Here is a 19,502-nt window from a genome sequence, read left to right as displayed (position 1 = left end):
GGTGCCGGGAAAAACGTATATGTGAGAAATGGTGGGCGGCGAGCCCTGGGGGCTTCGCCGACACGACGGACGGCCGATGCCCTGATGCCCGACCTGACAACGACGATCCGCACCCACCACGTCCGGCGCCGGTGGCCGTTGACCGGGCGGGGCCCGGACGTCGAGGCGATCCTCCGGCCGCTCCTCGCCGACGGCCAGCACGGGGTGCTGCTCGCCGGCGACACCGGGGTGGGCAAGAGCCGCCTCGTCGAGGCCGTTCTGCACCGTTGCGCCGTCAGCTCGTGCCACACCGCGCGGATCACCTGCACACCGGCGGACCGCGACCTCCCCTTCGAAGCGGTCCGCCAGCTCCTTCCGGAGGCGGACGGCTCGCCGGACGATTCGGCAGAGGTCTTCGGTGCCGTTTCCGCCGCTCTGCTCAAGGCCGCGGCGGGACGCGCGACCGTCATCGCCATCGATGACGCGAGCTGGCTGGACGAGGGGTCGGCGGCGGTCGTCCAGAAGCTGGTCGTCCACACCGGCGCGCGGGTGCTGATGGCCACCCGCACGGAGGCGGCCGCGGCGCCACCGGTCGAGGCGCTGCGGCGCTGGGGCCGCTGGTCCCGGATCGACCTCGCCCCGCTCGACCGGCCGCGAACGAAGGACCTGGTCGAGGCCGTCCTCGGGGCTCCGGCGGACGGGCTCACCCTGGACGGGCTGTGGCGGATCACCGGCGGTAACCCGCTCTTCCTGCGCGAGGTGCTCTGCGGTGCCGTGGACAGCGACGCCCTGGTGACGCGGGAAGGCGTCGTGGCCTGGCGTGGCGGCGCGATCGGCGGCGCCCATCTCAGCGACACCGCGGCGGCGGTGCTCGAAGCGCTCTCGCCCGAGGAGCTGGACGCGCTGCGCTACCTGGCCGTCGCCGGCTCGGCCCCGCTGGACGTGATCGAGCGGCTCGTCGCGGTGCCGGTGCTCGAACGGCTGGAGGATCGGCGGCTCGTCCGGCTCGACCAGTCCGCTCGCGTCCCGCTGCTCCGGGTGGCCCACCCGCTGCACGCCCACACGGTCCTCGCCCGCACCGGAGCGTTGCGGATCCGGCGGATCCGCACCGACCTCGCCACCGCGATGACGGCGTGCGGGCCGGACGACCGGATCCGCGCGGTGCGGTGGCGGCTGGCCGCCCGGTTGGACGTACCCGACGACGAGGTGCTGGCGGCGGCCGACGAGGCCCTGCGCGACCGGGATGTGGCCGTGGCGGAACAGCTGTCCCGCCAGGTCTCCGCACCGGCCGGGGCCTGGCGGCTCGGCCGGGTGCTGGTCGCCCGCGGCGAGTACGTCGAGGCTGAGCGGTGGCTGGCCGAGGCGGCCCGGGAGCTGACCGATCCGGCTTCGCTGGCGAACGTGGCGGCCCTCCGGGCGGTCAATTTCTTCTGGGGTTTCCGTGAGCCGCGACGGGCCTTCGAGGTGATCGCCGAAGCCAAGGCCGCGCCGTCGGCGGACGGCTCCGGCGACCTGCTGGCCGCCGAAGCGCTCGTCGCGGTCTTCGACGGCCGAGCCGACGCGGCGAACGAGATGGTGGCCCTCCTGCCGGACCGTCTCCCGGACGATCCGGTCCTGGCCGGCGCGATCGCGCCCTTGCGGCCTCAGCTGCTGCTCTTCACCGGCCGACCGGCGCTGGCGATCGCGGAACTGTCCGCGGCCCCGACCGAATTCCCCGGCGCGTGGCCGCTGATGCGGGCGATGACCCAGGCCTGCCACGTCCACGCGCTGGTCATGACCGGTGCGGTGGCGCAGGCGGCCGAGACGGTGCAGCGCTACTACCACGACGCGGTCGAGCAGGGTTCGCCCGCCGGGGTGGGCCTCGTCGCACTGGCCGGTGGGATCTGCGCCTACTACCAGGGGCTGCCCGAGCAGGCCGCGACATGGTTGCGGGAGGCACGGGCGCTGACCGACGGCCACCCGCGGTTCCGGTTCCGGGAGACCGTCCTGGCGCTCAGTGCCGGAATCGCCGCGGAACTCGGCCTCATCGACGAGGCCCGCGAGTTCCTGGACCGGCTCGGTGCGGCCGGCGCCGCCCCGTCGGTGGCCGACTACGGCGCCTTCGGTGAGGTGTGGGCACTGGTGATATCCGGGGACCGCAGCGGCGCCGGCACGGTCCTGCGCCGCCGGGGGGCGGAGGCCCTGGCCGTGGGCAACGTGTTGATGGCCACCGAGTTCCTCCATGTCGACATGCGGCTCAACCCCACCCCGGCGACGGCCGCCCGGCTTCGGCGGATCGCCGAGAGCACCGACGGGGACATGTTCACCCTCCTCGCCGACCACGCCACCGCGCTGGCCCACCGGGATCTTCACGAGATGAACCGCGTCAGCGCCGCCTTCGAGCAGCGCGGATATCGCGGCTTCGCGTTGGAGGCCGCCGCCACCGGCGCGACGTTCGACGGCGGCCGGGAGGTGAACGCGCTGGTTCGCCGCACCCAGCGGCTGCTCGGCGAGCATCGGGGCACGTGGCCGGAGTGGCTGCCCGCGCCGAAGTCCGCGCCGCTGCTGACCCGCCGGGAACAGCAGGTCAGCGAGCTGGCGGCGAGCGGGATGGACAACGCGACGATCGCGCGGACGTTGTCGGTGTCCCCCCGTACGGTCGAGAACCATCTCCAGCGGGCGTACGACAAGCTCGGTATCCGCCGCCGCACGGAACTGGCGGCGGCACTCGCCGAGGACGGCCTCATGGTCCGCTGACCACCGCGTCCCGCTGATCCCGCTGGTCCCGCTCTTCCCGCTGTTCGCGGACGAGCCGGGCGTAGCGGCCGCCCTGGGAGACGAGCGCGTCGTGGGTGCCCCGTTCCACGATCGTCCCCCGGTCGATGACGACGATGAGGTCGGCGTCCCGGATCGTGGAGAGCCGATGCGCGATCACCACCTGCGTGCAGCCGAGCGCGGTGAGCCCCGCCTGGATCATCGCCTCGGTACGGGCGTCCAGGCTCGATGTCGGCTCGTCGAGCAGCAGAACGCTGGGCTGGTGGACGACGGCGCGGGCCAGCGCGATCCGCTGCCGCTGGCCACCGGAGACCTGCGAGCCGGCCTCGCCGACGGTGGTGTGCAGCCCCATCGGCATGGCCATGACGTCCTCGGTGAGCGCGGCGACCCGTACCGCCGCATGGATCTGCTCGGTGGTGCAGTGGTCCTTCCCGGCGGTGATGTTGTCGGCGATCGTGCCGTCGAAGAGGAACGGCTGCTGGGTGACGATGCCCATCTGCCGGCGCAGCCGCCGGCGGTCGAGCTGCTCCAGCGGCACCCCGTCGTAGCTGATCTGCCCATCGGTGGGTTCGAGCAGGCCGAGCAGGAGGCGGCCGAGGGTGGTCTTGCCGGAGCCGGACGGACCGACGATCGCGACGCGCTGCCCCGGTTCGATCCGCAGAGTGATGTCGTGCAGGACCGGGCGGGCGGGGTGGTAGCCGAAGTTCGCGCCGCGCACCTCGATGCGGCCCCGCAGGCCGCCGGGCAGCCGCACCCGGCCGGTCGGCGTCGGCGGTGTGTCCATGATGTCGCCGAGGCGTTCCAGGTGGGCGATCGCGGCATGAAGCTGCTGGACGGTGGTGAGCAGGGATCCCAGCGGGGCCAGCGCGGCACCGGCGAGCGCGGCGAGGGCGAGCAGCTCGCCGAGCTGCGCCGAGGTCGGCAGCTGGTAGGCGACGACGAGCAGCAGCCCGACGGCCAGGCCGGTCTGCGCGGCGGTGGTGAGCGCCTGGACTCCGGCGAGGAACAGGTCGCGGCGCCGGGCGGCCGCGAGCTCGCGGTCATGGCGGGCCCGCCAGCGGGTGACGGTGGCCTCCTCCGCCCCGCAGGCGATCACCGTCTCCACCCCGCCGAGGCTCTCCACCAGGGTGTTCTGCGTCAGCGCCTGGGCGTTCAGCGAGTCGCGCACGCGCTGGACGCTCGCCCGCCCGGCCAGCAGCGCGATGAGCGCCTGCAGGGCCGCGACGGCGGCGGCGGCGAGCGCGATCGGCGGGGAGGCGAACGCGAGCAGTGCCAGGTATCCGAGGCCGGTGACGCAGTCGATGCCGAACGCGAGGGACCGCTCCGTCACCAGGTCGCGCAGCGTCGAGGCGGTGGACAGGCGGGTGAGCAGGTCGCCGGAGCCGCGCTGGTCGAAGAAGCGGAAGGGCAGGGTGAAGGTGTGCCCGACGAGGCGGCGCATCAGGCGGGCCGCCACGCCGGTCTGCAACTGGATCAGCAGCACCGACCGCAGCCAGCTCACGACCGTGAAGACCAGCCAGCCGACGGCCGCCGCCGCGGTGAGCGGGAGCAGCATCTCCTGGAGGCTCCCGCCGGTCGTCCCGTCGACCACCACCCGGGTGACGCCCGCCACCAGCAGCGGGAACAGCTGCACCACGAGGGACGCGGCGACCAGGGCGGCGATCAGCGGCCAGTTGCCGAGCACCCCGCTGAGCAGACGGGCGGCGGTCCGCCAGGTCGAGTCGGAGCCGCGGGGCATCTTCCCGGCGGGTTTCCCAGAGAGCACGACGCCGCTGTAGCCGGCCGTGAACTCGGCGCGGCTCAGCCGGCGCCGGCCCAGGGCCGGGTCGGCGATGCTCACCTTCGTGCCGCGGATGTCCTCGACGACGACGAAATGGTTCTGCCCCCAGTGGGCGATGAGCGGGCCCGGCAGCCGGGTGAGGCCGGCCGCCGGCGCGGCGAACGCGCGCAGCTCCAGCCCGAAGTGCCGCCCGGCGCCGATCAGCTCGCGGGCGGACGCGCCGTCCCGGTCCGACGGGAGATGCCGCCGCGCCTCGATGACGGACGTCCGCCGGCCGTGGGCGCTCAGCACCATGGCCAGGCAGGCGGCGGCGCAGTCCCCCGCGGACAGTTGCGTCCGCAGCGGTACCCGGCGGCGCGGCCGCAGCCGGCGGATCACAACCAGTGCCACCGGATCGCCGCCTTCGCCCGCTGCTCGGCGAGCCACTCGGTCAGCGCGGCGTCACCGGCGCGGGCCAGCGCCGCCGGATCCGCCTCGGTGGCGGATTCCCGCCCCCGCACGCCGCCGAGGACGACCTGCCCCTCGTCCGGCACCGGCCCGGCCAGCTCCCCCGCCGCGAGGGAGCGCAGCGGTGCGGGCAGGTCCAGCGCCCAGCGCCGGCCCATGGTGAGCTCGATCTCTGCGGCGTCCCCGGTGCGCCGGCCGAGACGGGCGAGCAGGTCGGACGGGGTGCGCGCCGCCGCGACGTCGTCCAGTGCCGTCGAGCCGGCCGCCCGCACCCAGACCGCGTCGACCCGGTCGAAGTCGGCCGGACGGGCTCGCAGGCGGTCGGCGGCGTGCTCGGCCTTGAAGGCCCGCCGGAACCGCTCGATGCGGGCGACGAACTCGATGTGGGCGGTGAACGCCTGTTCGGAGAGACCGACGTCGGCCAGCCATGCGAGGGTGGCCGCCCGGCTGTGCAGGCCGCGGCCGCGGCGGAACGTCTCGGCGGCCGCCGCCAGCTCTTCGGCGGTCGCCGCCACGTCCTCGTCGAACACCTGGTCCCACAGGAGGCAGTAGTCGACGAGTTGCCGGTGCAGGGTGGGATCCCGCCGGTTGAGGGCGCGGATCGTGAACAGCGCGGACGGTACCGAAAGGGATCGCTCGTTCACGCTGAGCAGCCGGTTGGCCGCGAAGTGGGTGGAGTACTCGATCGACCACGGGACCCCGTCCTCGGTCTGCCCGGTGAGGGCGACGTTCCCGCCCTCCGGGTGGGCGAGCACGAGGTCGTAGCCGGTCCGCAGGTCTCCCGGCGGGGCGTCGACGACGAGTTCGGGCCGGCGCCGCGGGTGGGCGGCGGACCAGTCGGCGACCATCCGCCGGGCCTCCCCGACCCGGTCCCGGTGCCGGGGCAGCCGGCGCAGCAACGCCACCGCGCTGACCAGATCGGCGCCGAACTCGGCGTCCGCGCCGAATTCACCGGCGGCTTCGGCGGCTTCGGCGGCTTCGGCGGCTTCGGCGACTGCTGTCGTTACCGATGGGGTGGTCACGGCACTGTCTCCTTGGTCGTGTCCCGGGTCACGGGTTCGTCGGCGGTCAGCCAATCGGTGATCGCGTCGCTGATCGGCAGTCCGGTGAGCGTTTCGATCCAGCCCCACTGCCCGTTCACGTTCACTTCGAGGAAGACGTACTCTCCGTCCTCGCGGCGGATGAGGTCGATGGCCCCGAAGTTCAGCCCGAGCGCGGAGATGAAGTCCAGGCAGCGCCGGGCCACCTCGCCGGGAAGCTCGACGGCGCGGTAGGCGACCGTGTTGTCGTCGTAGCGCCGCCAGTCCTGCGCGGTCAGCCGGGAGGACTGCGAATCGATCTCGGCCGCGAAGACCTGGTCGCCCACCACCGTCACCCGCAGCTCGGCGGCCTTGGCGATGTTGGGCTGGAGGATCACCGGCGCGTGCTGGATCCGGTGCCGGCCGGCGAGGTGGCGCCGCTGCACCCGGGTGGTGTAGATGAGGTGCTGCTCGCCGTAGACCCAGAAGTTCTTGTACGTCAGCGACTTGCTGATGAGCTGCCCGCCGGCGCGGTTCCAGGCGGGGATCAGCTCGTCCGGATCGTTGGTGAAGAGGGTCTGCGGCACGGTGAAGCCGAGTTCGGCGGCCTTGGCGAGGTGGACCAGCTTGTTGTCGGACCGCAGCGACCGAGTGGGCTTGGCCGGCATCCAGCGCGCCGGCAGCAGCTCCCAGAAGCCGTCGCGGAAGCGGCCGGCGACCAGCTCGGCATGCGCCCGGTAGTCCTCGTCGGTCACCAGGTCGCCGACCTGGATCGGGCTGGGGCGACGGTCCCAGACGGCGGTGACCTCCGCCAGGTCGTACGTCCGGCCGCGGTGTTTCAGGATCTGCCGGCAGCCGCCGCCGTCGATCTCGACGGTCAGCCGGCTGTGCGCCGGGTACTGGTCCTCGTCCCACCAGAGCACCGGGATTCCGCGCGCCTCCACCTTGGGGCGCACGAAGTCGATGGTGCCGGCGTCGTCGGGACTACTGATGATCAAAAGCATGTGAGCGCTCCAGGGCCACATCGCAAAGGTCGTGGCGCGCCCGGTCGATCCCCGCCGGTGCGCGCCACGCCGGTTCGTGTCGGACGCTAGACCCGGAAGCACTCCTCCGCGGGCTTGCCGGGCCCGTCTCCGCTGGTCACGGAGCACATGAAGCCCGAGCCCGGGGCCATCGCCCCGACGATGAGGTCGAGGTCGTCGTCACCGACGAGCTCGACGACGCCGGTGTCCTCCGGGACAAGATCATCGATCCGGAGCTTGTTCATCTTTCCTTCCCTCCTAGCGTGCGGCACGGGACCCGCACCGCTCTGCTCTCGCTCCGAATGGTCTCCGCGCACCCCGGGCGGACGCCTGAGTAGTGACTACTCAGACTTGTGTGGCGTACGTCACACCGCTGGCGCCGGCCATCATTGTGATGACGGCCTCCACCTCTGGAGCAAGGCGGAGGCCGTGCAAATCTTGCGGGTGCGTAGATGATCGGCAATGGGTACCGGGTGGCGCGCCGGTCTTGATCACGGTTCTGTATCTCTAAAATTCTTAACAGCATCTGTCCGGATCCTGTCAGGAACAATCGCCGCTTATGGACTCCGGGGGGCGGGCTGACGAGCAATCGAGGTTGATGCGTACCGGGGTGCGAACTCGGGTGGCGCGTTTGGCCGGTTCGGTGGGCGAGGGCGCACGGCGGTGGTCCTCGCCGATTCTGCTGTCGGTACTGGCGTCGGGCGCAGTCGCTCCGCTGCTGACCTCGGGCGTGGGCGGGACGGCGGTCGTGTCGGCCGGAGTGGGGGCGGTGACGGCGGTCGGCGGGAATGTGCTGACCGACGTGGTGAAGGCGGGCGTCGCGAGGGTAGGGGGCGGCGGTGGCTCGACGCCGCCTTCGCAAGAGGAACTGGCCGCGGAGCTGGAGCGGGGGATCCGGCAGATCCTGGAGGCCGGCGGGGAGCGGGCCGATGGGCTGCGCGCGGAGATCGCCGAAATGCTGCGGGCCGTCGGAGCGGTCGGTGTCGCGATCGAGGCCGCCGTCGAATCGGGTGACCGTGAACTGCAGATACGGCTGGCCGAAGGATTGGCGAGGGTCGGAGAGGATTTCAGCGAGTTCGGGTTCGTGCTTTCCGATGTGCGCGAGCAGTTGGAGCTGGTCGGCCGGGGCATCGAAGACCAGAGCGGGCAGTTGCGGCAGCAGAGCGCCCAAGTGCAGGCCGCGGTGGATCTGGGTTACCGGCAGGCGGCCGACACCCGGCGGCTGCTGCAGCTGGTCACGGCGATCGAGCAGCGGACGCGCCCGGGACGGCAGGCTCCGCCCGATCGGGAGGGGCGGGCCGGCCCCGGTCCGGGCGGCTGCCCGTACCGGGGGCTGGTGGCCTTCGGCGAGACCGACGCCGGAATCTTCTACGGGCGAGAAGAGGACACCGCCCGCGTCGTGGCCCGGCTGGCGCAGCGGCTGACCGGCCCGGGAATGATGGTCGTCACGGGCGCCTCGGGGGCCGGAAAGTCCTCGCTGCTCCGCGCGGGAGTACTGCCGGCGATCGCACGCGGTGAACTGTCGCCCGAGGCCGCCGAGTGGCCTCGGCGCGTACTGGCGCAGCCGACGAGAACTCCGCTCGTGCAGCTCGCGATGGTGCTGGCCGGCCTCGCGGGGGTCGACGTCGCGACGGTGCTGGACCGGTTGACCGCGCAACCGGAGCGGGCGCACCTGCTGGTGCGCCAGGCCGTCGAGACCGACGCACGCCGCCGCGGACTGCCCGAGACGGCCGTGAGCCGTGCGCGGCTCGTGCTGCTGGTGGACCAGTTCGAGGAGATCTTCACGCTCGATGACGTCCTGGAACGATCCGGGCAGGAGCAGCGGCACGACCACGATGGGGCGGCGGCCGAGCGCGCGGCGTTCATCACCGCGCTGCACGCCGCCGCGACCACCCCGGTCGGGCCGGGGGGCGCGCCGGCGGCGCTGGTCGTGGCGGTGGTGCGGGGGGACTTCATCGATCGCTGCGCCGAGTACCCCGAGCTGGCCGAGGTACTGCGGGACGGGGCCTACGTGCTGGGGCCGATGTCGGGCGGGAACCTGCGGCGGGCGGTCACGGGACCGGCCGACGCCGTCGGCCTGGAGATCGAGCCCGGTCTCATCGACGCCATCTTCAGCGAAGTGCGCTCGGCCCGCGGCGGATACACGGCCGGGGTACTGCCGCTGCTGTCGCAGGCGATGCTGACGGTCTGGGAGCACCGCGAGGGCGACCGGCTGACCAGCCGCGGATATGCCCGGACCGGCGGCGTCAACCGCGCGGTGGCCACCAGCGCGGAGGAGGCTTTCGGGAGCCTGGAACCCGCCGACCAGGACCTTGCCCAGCGAATGTTCCGTCAGCTGACCGCGGTGTCGGGCGAGGGACCGCTCACCCGCCGCACAGCCGGCCGTCCTGCCCTGGACGAGGGCCGCACCCCCGACGAGCGCGCCGGCATCGGCCGCGCTCTGGACGCCTTCGCCCTGCGGCGGCTCATCGTCGTCGACGACACCGGCGTGCAAATCGCCCATGAGGTCCTGCTCCACGCCTGGCCCCGGCTCCGCGGTTGGCTGGAGGCCGACCTGGCCGGCCACGCCCTCTACCACCAGCTGTTGGAGGCCACGCGGGAATGGGATGCGCACCAGCGGGCCTCGTCCTACCTGTTCCGCGGGGAACGCCTGGCCGCCGTCCGGCACGCCGAGGCCCGATGGCGAAGCGACCCCGGCCGGCACCCGGCCCTGCCACCGGCCGGCCGCGAGTTCCTGGACGTCTCCATTCGCGCCCAGACCCGCACCCGGCGCCGCATCCGAGCCGTCGCCCTGATGCTCGTGGCGGCCACGGCACTGTCGCTGACGGCCACCGGATGGGCGGTCAGTTCCCAGCGGAAGGCCACCGAGCAGCGCGACATCGCGGCCGCGCGGCAGCTGGCCGCACAGAGCCGGCAATCCAGCGGCACCGACCCCGTCAAGGCGGCGCAGTTGGCCGTCGCCGCCCAGAGCGTCCGGAAGACGCCCGAGGGGTGGGCCGCACTACGCAACGTTCTCGGCCAAGCCGCCCGAGACGTCCTGAACGGATACCAGGGTGAGCCGGTCACACTCGCCTCCGACCTCAAGGGGCATCTACTCGCAATCGGCAACAATGACGGCACGGTCGCCTTGTGGGACGTCCGGAGGCACCGTCAACAGGGCGTGGTGCACGCTTTCAATGCCTCCGAGCGCATCGTGGTGGCGCTGAGCCCGGACGGCCGAACGCTTGCCGTTGCAGAATCTACCGACAGTAAATCCAAGATCCGTTTCTGGAACGTGCAGCTCCGCAAAGAACTGGGCGGCCTTCCCATTTCGTCCAAGCTCGAGTCGATGGCCTTCAGTTCCGATGGGCAAAGCCTGGCCGTCGACGATGGCAAAGGCGTCGGACTCTGGAAAATACGAACCGCCAAATCTGACGGCTACGGCTCACCTGCACCCGGCAACTACATTCCCTATACGAAGACCTATTTCACTCAGGTCGCGATCGCCGCCGACGCCACGGCTGCGGCCATCAGTAAGAAGTCCAGCAATGGATCTACCTTGAAACTGTTCGACCTTACCGCCGGCGGAAACGGAAAGGAAGTTGAAATAGAAGGGCATGTAGTGGCATTGAGTCCCCGTGGCGGCAGATATGCCGTAACAGTGCGGTCGGATTCAAACGGTGCATACGCCTATATTCGCGACCTCCATGCCGGCAGGCCGGCGCGCCCCAATCCCATTCCCCTGGGCGGCTATCCCGATGACGGCAAGGTGGGACCATTCAGTGCCGACGGCGAGTCCGTCGTCATCGACAACAAGTTGTGGGATGTCGCGAGCGGTGAACTTGTCGGGCCTATCGACATGGGCGTCTGGACATCGTCACGAGTTGCATCATTCGTCGGCGAGGACGCCGTGGCCTCCATCGATGTCGGCGTTGGGCAACCCAAGATTCGACTGTGGAATATTCGCACCCACCAGCCATGGAAACACCCTGAGCATCTGATGGTGGGAACACATACTTTGGGCCTGGATGGGCGAACCGTAATCAGCGGCACCAAGGAAAGTGAGCGAGTACTTCTTCAACTCTGGGACGCGATCGACAGGAGTAAAAATGAACTCATCCCGAAACCGGGTAATACTCAATGTGGATACCCGTACGCGGCAACTGCGGACAAAAAGATCTTCGCACTTGGTTGCGGAGACCGCAGAATCGAAATCTGGAAGCAGGGTACCGGTACCGGTGACCGGTTCGTTCTCGACAGTGGTCTGGACGACACGATAACAAAGGCAGCCTTCAGTCCGGACGGGCACACCTTGGCAACCGTCACAAATCAAGACGGCAAGGTGCAGTTGTGGGATGTGGATAACCGGGCTCTGAAAAATGAGTCGCCGCTTTCGAAACCAAATCAGGCAGTGAGAGCCCTTGCCTTCACTGCCGACAGTAAGGCGCTGGTCGTCGGTTTCGGTAAGACCCTCAAGACCTATGACGTCTCGGACGGCGATGAAATCCGCTCACCCGACAACATCCCCTCCGGAGGAGTCACCGCACTCGCCTTCAGTCCCGACGGCAGGACGCTGGCGATCGGCGGCAAGAAGACGATCATTTTGTGGGACACCCGCAAATGGAGGCAAAAGGGCCTACCCATCACCGGACACGCCGGAATGGTGATATCCATGGCCTTCAGTCCCGATGGAAGTACACTGGCCAGCGGTGATGATGGGGGAACACTGCCCGACGAGGTTGCCGAGGGCGCTCAGGTCAAACTGTGGGACACCGCCACTCAGAGTCAGATCGGCGCAACGCTCGCCAGCGTGGGCGACGTAAAGTTTCTGGCCTTCCCGGACTCCAACTCCTTGGTTACCGGAGAAGATAATGAATCCGATGACAGCCTTACCGTGGGACACTGGAACATCGCCGTACCACGGGATCCCGAGGCCGCGGCCTGCGCGATGGCAGGCAGCCCCCTCAGCCGGGACGAATGGCGCCAATACGTTCCAGCCGGTATCGACTATCGGGACATTTGCGCACGAAGGTAGCCGCGCGGTCCAGCGGACCAGGTCGCCCTTCCCATACATGCGGGCGCCCGGTTCCGCGAACGGGCACGCGACGAACCGCTCCGCCATCATCGCGGGACGGCCCGTTTGACGCGCTCCCCAGCCTGAAGGCCGGGGATTCGGCCTGTGCCGCACTGTTCAGGGTGCGGTCACTTCCGTGGCTTCCTGCTTCAACGGGCCTGCCCACGACCGGAGTCGGGGTCTTACCTGCCCTCCATCAGGCGTTTAGGGTCTCCGCCTCCCCCAGGGGTGCCCGGGGGTTTCCGTCCAGCGGCGACCAGCAGAGCATCACCGGGTGATGCGGCGCCCTTCGTCCAGGATGTTGCGGGCGGCGTTGACGTCCCGGTCGTGCCCGGCCCCGCACCGCACGCACGTCCAGTGCCGGACGTGCAGAGGTTTGGGGCCGTCACGGTGCCGGCAGTCCGAGCAGATCTGCGAGGACGCGAACGCCCGGTCCGCCCTCGCGAACGTCCGGCTGTACCGCCGTGTCTTGTACTCCAGCATGGTCACGAATGCCGACCAGCCCGCGTCGTGCACCGACTTGGCCAGGTGGGTGCGCGCCAGTCCCTTCACGCACAGTGTCTCCACGTAGACCGCTTGGTTGTCGCGGACCAGTGCCGTGGACAGCTGGTAGTGGACCTCGCGGCGCGCATCGGCGACCTTCGCATGCGCGCGGGCGACTTTCAGGCGTGCCTTGGCCCGGTTGACAGATCCCTTCTCCTTACGCGACAGCGCCTGCTGGGCCTTCTTCAGCTTCTCCTCGGCGCGGGCGCAGGAACCGGGGAGAGCCGATCTTGCGGCCGTCCGACAGCACGGCGAAATGCCCCAGCCCCAGGTCGATCCCGACCTCGGCCGTCGTGTCGGGCGGGTCTTGCACGTCGGTGGTCTCCACGACGAACGATGCGAAGTACCGTCCGGCGGCGTCCTTGATCACGGTCGCGGTCGAGGGCGTGCACGGCAGCCACCGCGACCACCGCACCGTCACGTCGTCGACCTTGGGCAGCGCGAGTTCGCCGCCTTCGGTGATCTGCCGGCGGGCGTTGGCGGTGAACCGGATCGCCTGCCGGGCGTCCTTGCGGGACTTGAACCTCGGCGCCCCCGTCCGGGGGCGTTTGCCGGCCAGGCCGTCGAAGAACGCCCGGTAGGCCGCCTCCAGGTCCCGCAGCGACTGCTGCAGCACCACCGCCGACACCTCGCCCAGCCAGCGGCGCTCCGGCGTCTTCTTCGCCGCCGTCAGCCCCGCCGACAACTCCGCCGCCCGCACAAACGGCAGACCCGCCCGGCGGGCGTCCTCCCGCGCCCGCAACGCGTCGTTGTAGGCCACGCGGGCGCAGCCGAACGCCCGTGCCAGGGCCTGCCGCTGCCCGGCGGTGGGGTAGAGACGGAACACATACCGAAACTGCATTCCGTAATATTGTCAATACTTTAAGCTACTGTCGGGTCGGCGGAACGAGGCGCGCAGGTTGGCGTTCGGCTGCCGAGACGTGCTCACGGGGCCTCCCGCTCTCCGGAGTGCGCGTTGGCGATGGGCGGCGGCGCGGCTCCGGGCCAGTAGTGGGCGTCCGGGAGGGGCCGGGCACCGAAGATCGCCTGGCCGACGCGGACGACGGTGGCGCCCTCCTCCACGGCGGTCTCGTAGTCGCCCGACATCCCCATCGACAGCTCTCCCGGGCCGGCGAGCCCGAGGTCGCGGGCCTGGTCGCGGAGGGTGCGCAGCAGGCGGAAGCACTCCCGGACCCGCTCGGTGTCCGGGGTGAAGACGGCGAGGGTCATCAGGCCCCGGACGCGCAGCGCTCCATAATCCGGCAGCCGCTTCAGGAAACCGAGCAGTTCGTCCGGCGGCAGGCCGTACTTGGACTCCTCAGCGGAGGTGTTCACCTGCACGAACACGTCCAGCCCCCGGCCGGCGGCCTGGAGCCTGCGGTCCAGGGCCTCGGCGGCGCGCACGTTGTCGAGGGCCTGGAACTCGGCGGCGAAGGCGGCGACGTCCTTGGCCTTGTTGGTCTGCAGGTGGCCGATCACCGACCAGGACACGTCCAGGTCGGCGAGGTTCCGCCACTTGCGCTTGGCCTCCTGGACCTTGTTCTCCCCGAGGACGCGGCAGCCCGCCTCGACGGCCAGGCGGATCCGCTCCTCGGGGACGGTCTTGCTGACCGGCAGCAACCGCACCTCCGCACCGCCGCGCCCGGCACGCTCCGCCGCCGCATCGATGCGTGCGCGCACCCCGGCGATATTCCGGGCGAAGTCAGCGACGCTCTCCGCCTGCGGGTACTGGGATGGATCGCTCATCCGCCCTTCCTCTGCTCAATGTCCAACGGTGACTCCGCGACCGCGGCGACCTCCTGCCCATCGTCCCCGATGACCGGAACGCGCCTGGAATGCCCCTCCCCCCAGCAGGACACGGTCGAGTCAGGTGGGGAGCGACCAGTTGGCGCATCCGGTCAGGCGGATGGGGCTCGGTACGACGACGAAGCGGACGAGCGTGGCGTCCACGGCGACCGCGACGGCCAAGGCGAAGCCCATCTGCTCGACCTCGACAGACATTGGTGATCACGAAGCCTGGCGGGCGGTCGGCGCGGCCCCGGCCAATCCTTCGGATGCGAAGCGCGGGCTCGCCGCCCAGGTGGCGGCGAGCCCGCGGCAACGAAGGGAACCCGTTCTGATCAGGCGTCCTGCTCGGCCGTGTCCTCGCCCTCGGGCACGGCGGGACGTCCGCCGACCGTGACGGCGACGCGGCGGGGCTGGGTCTCCGCGAACGCTCCCGCGACCCGGACCTTCAGCACGCCCGCGTCGTAGTCCGCGGTGACGGCGTCGGCGGTGACGTGCTCGGGGAGCACGAACTCGCGGCGGAAGGAGCCGTAGCGCACCTCGCGGCGGCCGCGCTCGCCCGTCCGCTCGTCACGGCGCTCACCGCGCACGACCAGCCGGCCCGACTCGACCTCGACCGCGACGTCCGCGGCGGCGTCCAGCCCCGGCAGGTCGAGGCCGACCACGGCGTCCTGCCCGTCCCGCACCACCTCGGCGGTCGGAACGAACCCGGCGAACCGCTCCTCAGCGCGGTAGGGCGCGAAGGTGCGCCGCACCAGCGCGTCGAACTCGGTGAACGGGTCCCGCTGCCAGAGTGTCAGACTGCCCATCTCGATCTCCTCATCTCGCTCCTGCGTCCTCTGACTCATTAAACCTGAGTCGACCCGACTCAATTCCCGGGAAGCGCGGCGAAGTTCAGCACCGGTGCAGCGGGTGCTCCGGCACGGCGCCTCGAAATGCGGATGCGCGGGCGGCGACGGAGTGGCCATGCTGTCGGCCATGGCTGTTCAGGTCGGTGATCCCGCCCGGCTGGGCGAGGTGCGGCTGTCCGATGGGCGGTCGCTCGGATGGGCGGAGTGGGGACTGCCGGACGGGATACCCGTTCTGCTCTGTCCTGGTGCCGCCACAAGCCGGTGGCTCGGCTTCGGCGGAGGTGTCGTCGAGGCGCTCGGCGTGCGGCTGGTCTCCGTCGACCGTCCCGGGCTCGGCGTCTCCACGCCCGCACCAGGGCGGACCTTCTCGGGCTTCGCCGCCGACATGCGTCAGTTCTGCGCGCTGCGAGGGCTGGGGGATCCGGCCGTGGTCGGCAACTCGCAGGGCGCGCCGTTCGCCCTCGCCTGTGCCGAGGCGGGCGTCGCATCGGCGCTGGCCGTGGTCTCCGGCGCGGACGAGGTCGCCGCGCCGCGGTTCGCGTCCGTCCTGCCGGCGGATCTGCGCGGTCTCGTCGAGCGGACCGCGTCCGACCCGGACGGCGCCGAAGACTTCTTCACCGGCTTCACCGCCGAGGCCATGTGGGACATGGTCATGGCCGCAAGCCCGGAATGCGACCTCTCCGTGTATCGGGATCCCGACTTCGCGGCCGCCTACCGCAGGGCCTTGAACGAGGGTTTCGCCCAAGGCGCCGCCGGTTACGCGCGCGACACCGTCCTGGCCATGGGACGCTGGCCCTTCGAGCTCGGCGGAATCAGCGTTCCGGTCGATATCTGGTACGGCGAGCACGACACAAGCCACTCACCCGACAACGGAGCACTCCTCGCCACGCGCATGGCCACGGCTCAGCGCAACGTGGTGCCCGGAACCGGCGGCGCGCTGCTGTGGACGCACGCCGAGCCGATCCTCACATCCCTCTGTGGGTGAGCATGAGGGCTTGGGCTTTTAGGATTTTGGTGCCTGCGGCGTTGATTGCCGTCCAGGTGTAGTGCTGGATCTGTTTGCCGGTTGAGGTCTGGTCGGTTTTGCCTGGGGTTAGTTCTACGTGCAGGGTCGTGTCCGCTTTCAGCATTTGCAGGAAGCGGACCTCGCGTAGTTCTAGGAGGGCGATCGCGTGGTCCAGCAGGCCCGACTGCTCTACCAGGCCGCCCATCAGCAGGAGGACGGCCTGGCCCGGCATCGGTGCGCCGGTGCCGGGGGTGAACAAGGGGTGGGTGTAGCCGCCCAGGGCGATCAGGCTGTCGATCAGGGGCTGGGTTATCTCGATCGCCGGGGTGGTGAGCGCGGAGGTCATCGGCGGTTCCAGATCGGGCGGCGCTTCTCTACGTAGGCGCGGTAGCCCTCGTCGGCGTCGGCTGCTTCTTCGTGGAAGCGGGTGAACAACTCGCGCTCCAGGCGGAGGCCCTCGGCGAGGGTCAGGTCCGGGGCGGCGTTCACGAGGCGCTTGATGATGCCGGTGACGGTGCGGGAGCGGTCGGCGAGTGCGGCGGTGAGGCGGGACACCTCGGCCGGGAGGTCCGCCGCCGGGACGCTTGCGAGGGCGAGGCCCCAGTCGGCCATCTCCGGGCCGGTCAGCCAGCGGCCGGCGAGCAGGAGCGCGCGGGCGCGCTGGTCGCCGAGCTTGCGCGGCGCGCGCTGGGACGCGCCGGCGCCGGGCACGATGCCGAAGTCGCTGTGCGTGTCGCCGACCTTCGCCTCATCGGCCGCGATGACGAAGTCGCAGGCCAGCAGCAGTTCGAAGCCGCCCGCGCGGGCCAGGCCGTTGACCGCGGCGATGCTGGGGAGCGGGCTTGCCTCCAGCCGGTCGAGGAACTCGTGGAAGCGGCGGATGAAGGGCAAGAAGACCTTGGGCGGGTCCGCGAAGCACTCGCCCAGGAAGTCGATGTCCATCCCGACGCAGAACGCCCGGCCCGTCCCCGTGATCACGAGGGACGTCAGCGCGGTGTCGCGCTCGGCCTCGTCCAGGGCCGCGTTCAGGCCGTCGAGGGTGTCCGGATCCAGGCTGTTCATGCGGTCCGGGCCGTTCAGCGTGATGGTCATGACCGTTCCGGCCACCTGGACATCGACGGAGGTCATGATCGCGGATCCCGTTCCAGCTTGATCGGTCTGCGGGCGCCCATGTCGGCGCCCTGAATACATCAGACATAAGGATAGGCTTGCCGAGTCAGGGCTTGTCAACGGTTTGTCCGGCGTGCTTGACATCTTGCCACGGGATACCTCAGATTTATTGCAACCCCGGCGAAGGAGAGGGCTTGCTCAGTACTGGGCCGTTCGAGGAGGCGACCGAGCGCGGGGACCTGCGTGCGATGGTCGAGTCGCTGCTCGCCCGGCATCTGCCGCGCGACCGGGCGCTCGCCTCGGATCGTGAGGGGCGCTTTCCCGCGGACGTCTGGTCGGCGCTCGGCGGTGCCGGGCTGCTCGGGCTCGGCGGTGACGAGGCGGACGGCGGGTCCGGCGGGACGGTCGGTGACGCGGTCGCCGTCGTGGAGGAGATCGCCCGGGTCCTCCCGAGCCTCGCCGTCGACTACGTCCTCTGCGGGATGGCCATGCGGATGCTGGCCGATGCCACCGGCCCCGCACGCGCCTGGCTGCCCGCGATCGCGTCCGGCGCGATGATCTGCTCGTTCGGGATGAGCGAGCCCGATGTCGGCACCGACCTGCTGAACCTGCGCACCGCCGCCCGGGTCGAGGACGGCCGCTGGGTGCTGCGGGGGCAGAAGCTCTGGATCTCGCTGGCGCACAAGGCCGAGGTCGCGTTCGTGGTCTGCCGCACCGATCCGGCGGAGGAGGGCAGGCGGGGCCGCGGCCTCAGCGTGATCGCGGTTCCGCTCGACCAGCCCGGCGTCGCCGTCCGCCGCGTCCACCTGGCCGGGATGCGCGCCGCCGGCACCTGCGAGATCTACTTCGACGACGCCGCAGCGCCGCTGGAGAACCTCGTCGGCGAGCGGGGCCGGGCGCTGGCGCTGCTCGGCCGGACGCTGGACGTGGAGCGCGTCCTCGCCGCCGGCATCAGCCTCGGCATCGGACGCGCCGCGCTCGACCTGCACCTGTCCCACCTGCGGGAACGCGAGGCGTTCGGCGGCCCCATCGGACGCTTCCAGGCGCTCCAGCACGCCGCCGCGGACTCGCTCGCCGACCTGTCGGCGTCCCGGGCGCTGGTGGACGCCGCCGGCCGCGCCATCGAGGCCGGACGGCCGGCGACCGCGCTGACCGGCATGGCCAAGCTCGTCGCCGCCGAGTCGACCGCCCGCATCGTCGACCGCGGCATGCGGGCGATGGCGGCGCAGGGCCTCGCGGAGGAGTCGGCGATGCAGATGTACTTCCGGGACGCCCGGCTCCAGCTGTTCAGTCCCGTCAGCAACGACATGGTCCGCAACATCCTCGGCGAGGCGCTCGGCCTGCCGAGAAGCTACTGAGCCCGGAGGTCCCGGTGGACATCACGCGAGAGAGCACCGCCCTGCTCGTGATCGACATGCAGAACGGCTTCCTCGACGACAAGGGGTCGATGGCCGCGGTCGGGCTGCCGCACCAGGCGCTGCGCCCGGCCATCGCGGGCTGCCGGACGCTCGTCGACGCGGCGCGCGCGGCCGGCGTCCCGGTCATCTTCACCCGGTACGTGTTCCAGCCCGGCTACGCCGACGGGGGCATCCTGCCCAACCACATCGTCCCGGCGATGAAGGAGGTCGGCTCGCTCGCGGACGGCAGCTGGGACGCCGAGATCATCGACGAGCTGGCGCCGGCCGAGGGCGAGATCGTCATCGACAAGTCGCGGCCCAGCTCGTTCTACGGCACCCGCCTGGAGCCGGTGCTCACCGCGCTCGGCGTCCGCTCGCTGGTCCTGTGCGGGGTGACCACCAACATCTGCGTGGAGACGACGGCGCGGGACGCGGGCCAGCGCGACTACTACGTCCACGTGGTCCGCGACGCGACCGCCGAGTTCGACGAGGCGCGCCACGAGCACGCGCTGACCGGCATCGGCTTCCTCTTCGGCTGGATCACCACGATGGACGACGTCCTGGCCGCGTGGTCCTGACCCCGATCCGCCCGGGGTGCGCCGTCCCCTTCTCAGCAGCCGAGCGGGACGGCGCACCCCGGGTTCACATGCCCGGGGTTCACGAGCCGTAGGTGTCGCGGAGGACGCGCTTGAGGATCTTGCCGTTGGAGTTCTTCGGCAGCTCGTCCACCGCCTCCCAGACCTTCGGCGCCTTGTAGCCGGCGAGGCGGGCGCGGAC

General features: G+C 70.9%; 16 protein-coding genes. 5 read left to right on the top strand and 11 right to left on the bottom strand.

Annotated elements, in window-relative coordinates; translation table 11 throughout:
* The first annotated feature begins 84 nt into the window (after positions 1-84).
* Positions 85-2,715 (top strand): helix-turn-helix transcriptional regulator, encoded by a 2,631-nt coding sequence (locus tag ABFX46_RS13675; protein ID WP_346042351.1) that lies wholly within the window; start codon positions 85-87, stop codon positions 2,713-2,715.
* Here ABFX46_RS13675 and ABFX46_RS13670 read toward each other — a convergent pair.
* The 4 genes from ABFX46_RS13670 to ABFX46_RS13655 all read right to left on the bottom strand — a co-directional run bounded on the left by ABFX46_RS13670 (position 2,702) and on the right by ABFX46_RS13655 (position 7,246).
* Positions 2,702-4,903, bottom strand: a complete 2,202-nt coding sequence (locus tag ABFX46_RS13670) for a peptidase domain-containing ABC transporter (protein ID WP_346042349.1) — start codon at positions 4,901-4,903, stop codon at positions 2,702-2,704. The genes ABFX46_RS13675 and ABFX46_RS13670 overlap by 14 nt on opposite strands.
* Positions 4,888-5,982 carry a TIGR04500 family putative peptide maturation system protein gene (locus ABFX46_RS13665; protein WP_346042348.1) on the bottom strand — a complete coding sequence of 365 codons (1,095 nt, stop codon included), beginning with the start codon at positions 5,980-5,982 and terminating at the stop codon, positions 4,888-4,890. The genes ABFX46_RS13670 and ABFX46_RS13665 overlap by 16 nt, the downstream gene beginning before the upstream one ends.
* A complete protein-coding gene (locus ABFX46_RS13660; protein WP_346042346.1) occupies positions 5,979-6,983 on the bottom strand; it encodes an MvdC/MvdD family ATP grasp protein in 1,005 nt (334 codons plus the stop codon). The genes ABFX46_RS13665 and ABFX46_RS13660 overlap by 4 nt, the downstream gene beginning before the upstream one ends.
* Positions 6,984-7,069: 86 nt before the next feature.
* The gene (locus tag ABFX46_RS13655; RefSeq protein ID WP_346042344.1) at positions 7,070-7,246 is read right to left on the bottom strand and encodes a hypothetical protein; all 177 of its coding nucleotides are present in this window, start codon (positions 7,244-7,246) and stop codon (positions 7,070-7,072) included.
* 377 nt (positions 7,247-7,623) lie between these two features.
* Between ABFX46_RS13655 and ABFX46_RS13650 the strand changes: the two genes are divergently transcribed.
* Positions 7,624-12,015: an nSTAND1 domain-containing NTPase gene (locus ABFX46_RS13650; protein WP_346042342.1), complete on the top strand. Its 4,392-nt coding sequence runs from the start codon at positions 7,624-7,626 to the stop codon at positions 12,013-12,015.
* A 306-nt stretch (positions 12,016-12,321) separates the two neighbouring features.
* Here ABFX46_RS13650 and ABFX46_RS13645 read toward each other — a convergent pair whose 3' ends face one another.
* From ABFX46_RS13645 to ABFX46_RS13625, 5 genes are all read right to left on the bottom strand, one after another.
* Positions 12,322-12,765: an RNA-guided endonuclease TnpB family protein gene (locus ABFX46_RS13645; RefSeq protein ID WP_346042705.1), complete on the bottom strand. Its 444-nt coding sequence runs from the start codon at positions 12,763-12,765 to the stop codon at positions 12,322-12,324.
* Entirely contained in the window at positions 12,755-13,438 is a 684-nt protein-coding gene (locus ABFX46_RS13640) for an RNA-guided endonuclease InsQ/TnpB family protein (RefSeq protein ID WP_346042340.1), read from the bottom strand. Before ABFX46_RS13640 ends, ABFX46_RS13645 begins: the two co-directional genes overlap by 11 nt.
* 83 nt (positions 13,439-13,521) lie before the next feature.
* The gene (locus ABFX46_RS13635; protein WP_346042339.1) at positions 13,522-14,322 is read right to left on the bottom strand and encodes a YggS family pyridoxal phosphate-dependent enzyme; all 801 of its coding nucleotides are present in this window, start codon (positions 14,320-14,322) and stop codon (positions 13,522-13,524) included.
* A gap of 120 nt (positions 14,323-14,442) precedes the next feature.
* Positions 14,443-14,577 (bottom strand): hypothetical protein, encoded by a 135-nt coding sequence (locus tag ABFX46_RS13630; protein ID WP_346042337.1) that lies wholly within the window; start codon positions 14,575-14,577, stop codon positions 14,443-14,445.
* 119 nt (positions 14,578-14,696) lie between these two features.
* The gene (locus tag ABFX46_RS13625; RefSeq protein WP_346042336.1) at positions 14,697-15,170 is read right to left on the bottom strand and encodes an Hsp20/alpha crystallin family protein; all 474 of its coding nucleotides are present in this window, start codon (positions 15,168-15,170) and stop codon (positions 14,697-14,699) included.
* 157 nt (positions 15,171-15,327) lie between these two features.
* Here ABFX46_RS13625 and ABFX46_RS13620 point away from each other — a divergent pair, with 157 nt between their 5' ends.
* Positions 15,328-16,197 (top strand): alpha/beta fold hydrolase, encoded by an 870-nt coding sequence (locus ABFX46_RS13620; RefSeq protein ID WP_346042334.1) that lies wholly within the window; start codon positions 15,328-15,330, stop codon positions 16,195-16,197.
* Here the strand turns inward: ABFX46_RS13620 and ABFX46_RS13615 are convergent.
* Together ABFX46_RS13615 and ABFX46_RS13610 are read right to left on the bottom strand one after the other, a co-directional pair.
* Positions 16,178-16,564, bottom strand: coding sequence for a hotdog family protein (locus tag ABFX46_RS13615; RefSeq protein ID WP_346042332.1), 387 nt, complete (start codon positions 16,562-16,564; stop codon positions 16,178-16,180). The genes ABFX46_RS13620 and ABFX46_RS13615 overlap by 20 nt on opposite strands.
* Complete coding sequence (locus ABFX46_RS13610) at positions 16,561-17,346, bottom strand: enoyl-CoA hydratase/isomerase family protein (RefSeq protein WP_346042330.1); 786 nt, start codon at positions 17,344-17,346, stop codon at positions 16,561-16,563. The genes ABFX46_RS13615 and ABFX46_RS13610 overlap by 4 nt, the downstream gene beginning before the upstream one ends.
* 176 nt (positions 17,347-17,522) lie before the next feature.
* Here ABFX46_RS13610 and ABFX46_RS13605 point away from each other — a divergent pair, with 176 nt between their 5' ends.
* Both ABFX46_RS13605 and ABFX46_RS13600 read left to right on the top strand, forming a co-directional pair.
* A complete protein-coding gene (locus ABFX46_RS13605) occupies positions 17,523-18,686 on the top strand; it encodes an acyl-CoA dehydrogenase family protein (protein WP_346042329.1) in 1,164 nt (387 codons plus the stop codon).
* Positions 18,687-18,700: 14 nt separating this feature from the next.
* Positions 18,701-19,303, top strand: a complete 603-nt coding sequence (locus ABFX46_RS13600) for a cysteine hydrolase family protein (RefSeq protein WP_346042327.1) — start codon at positions 18,701-18,703, stop codon at positions 19,301-19,303.
* Positions 19,304-19,502 lie beyond the last annotated feature (199 nt).

It is taken from the genome of Actinomadura chokoriensis (assembly GCF_039529475.1).
GTDB classification, from domain to species: Bacteria; Actinomycetota; Actinomycetes; order Streptosporangiales; family Streptosporangiaceae; genus Spirillospora; species Spirillospora bangladeshensis.
This window is presented reverse-complemented; position numbering and strand designations above follow the sequence as displayed.

Excerpts from the sequence above, each read along its gene's own strand:
- ABFX46_RS13625 (WP_346042336.1), bottom strand. The coding sequence starts at position 15,170 with ATGGGCAGTCTGACACTCTGGCAGCGGGACCCGTTCACCGAGTTCGAC.
- ABFX46_RS13615 (WP_346042332.1), bottom strand. The coding sequence starts at position 16,564 with ATGACCTCCGCGCTCACCACCCCGGCGATCGAGATAACCCAGCCCCTG.
- ABFX46_RS13610 (WP_346042330.1), bottom strand. The coding sequence starts at position 17,346 with ATGACCTCCGTCGATGTCCAGGTGGCCGGAACGGTCATGACCATCACG.
- ABFX46_RS13640 (WP_346042340.1), bottom strand. The coding sequence starts at position 13,438 with ATGCAGTTTCGGTATGTGTTCCGTCTCTACCCCACCGCCGGGCAGCGG.
- ABFX46_RS13655 (WP_346042344.1), bottom strand. The coding sequence starts at position 7,246 with ATGAACAAGCTCCGGATCGATGATCTTGTCCCGGAGGACACCGGCGTC.
- ABFX46_RS13635 (WP_346042339.1), bottom strand. The coding sequence starts at position 14,322 with ATGAGCGATCCATCCCAGTACCCGCAGGCGGAGAGCGTCGCTGACTTC.
- ABFX46_RS13630 (WP_346042337.1), bottom strand. The coding sequence starts at position 14,577 with ATGTCTGTCGAGGTCGAGCAGATGGGCTTCGCCTTGGCCGTCGCGGTC.
- ABFX46_RS13620 (WP_346042334.1), top strand. The coding sequence starts at position 15,328 with ATGCTGTCGGCCATGGCTGTTCAGGTCGGTGATCCCGCCCGGCTGGGC.
- ABFX46_RS13660 (WP_346042346.1), bottom strand. The coding sequence starts at position 6,983 with ATGCTTTTGATCATCAGTAGTCCCGACGACGCCGGCACCATCGACTTC.
- ABFX46_RS13675 (WP_346042351.1), top strand. The coding sequence starts at position 85 with ATGCCCGACCTGACAACGACGATCCGCACCCACCACGTCCGGCGCCGG.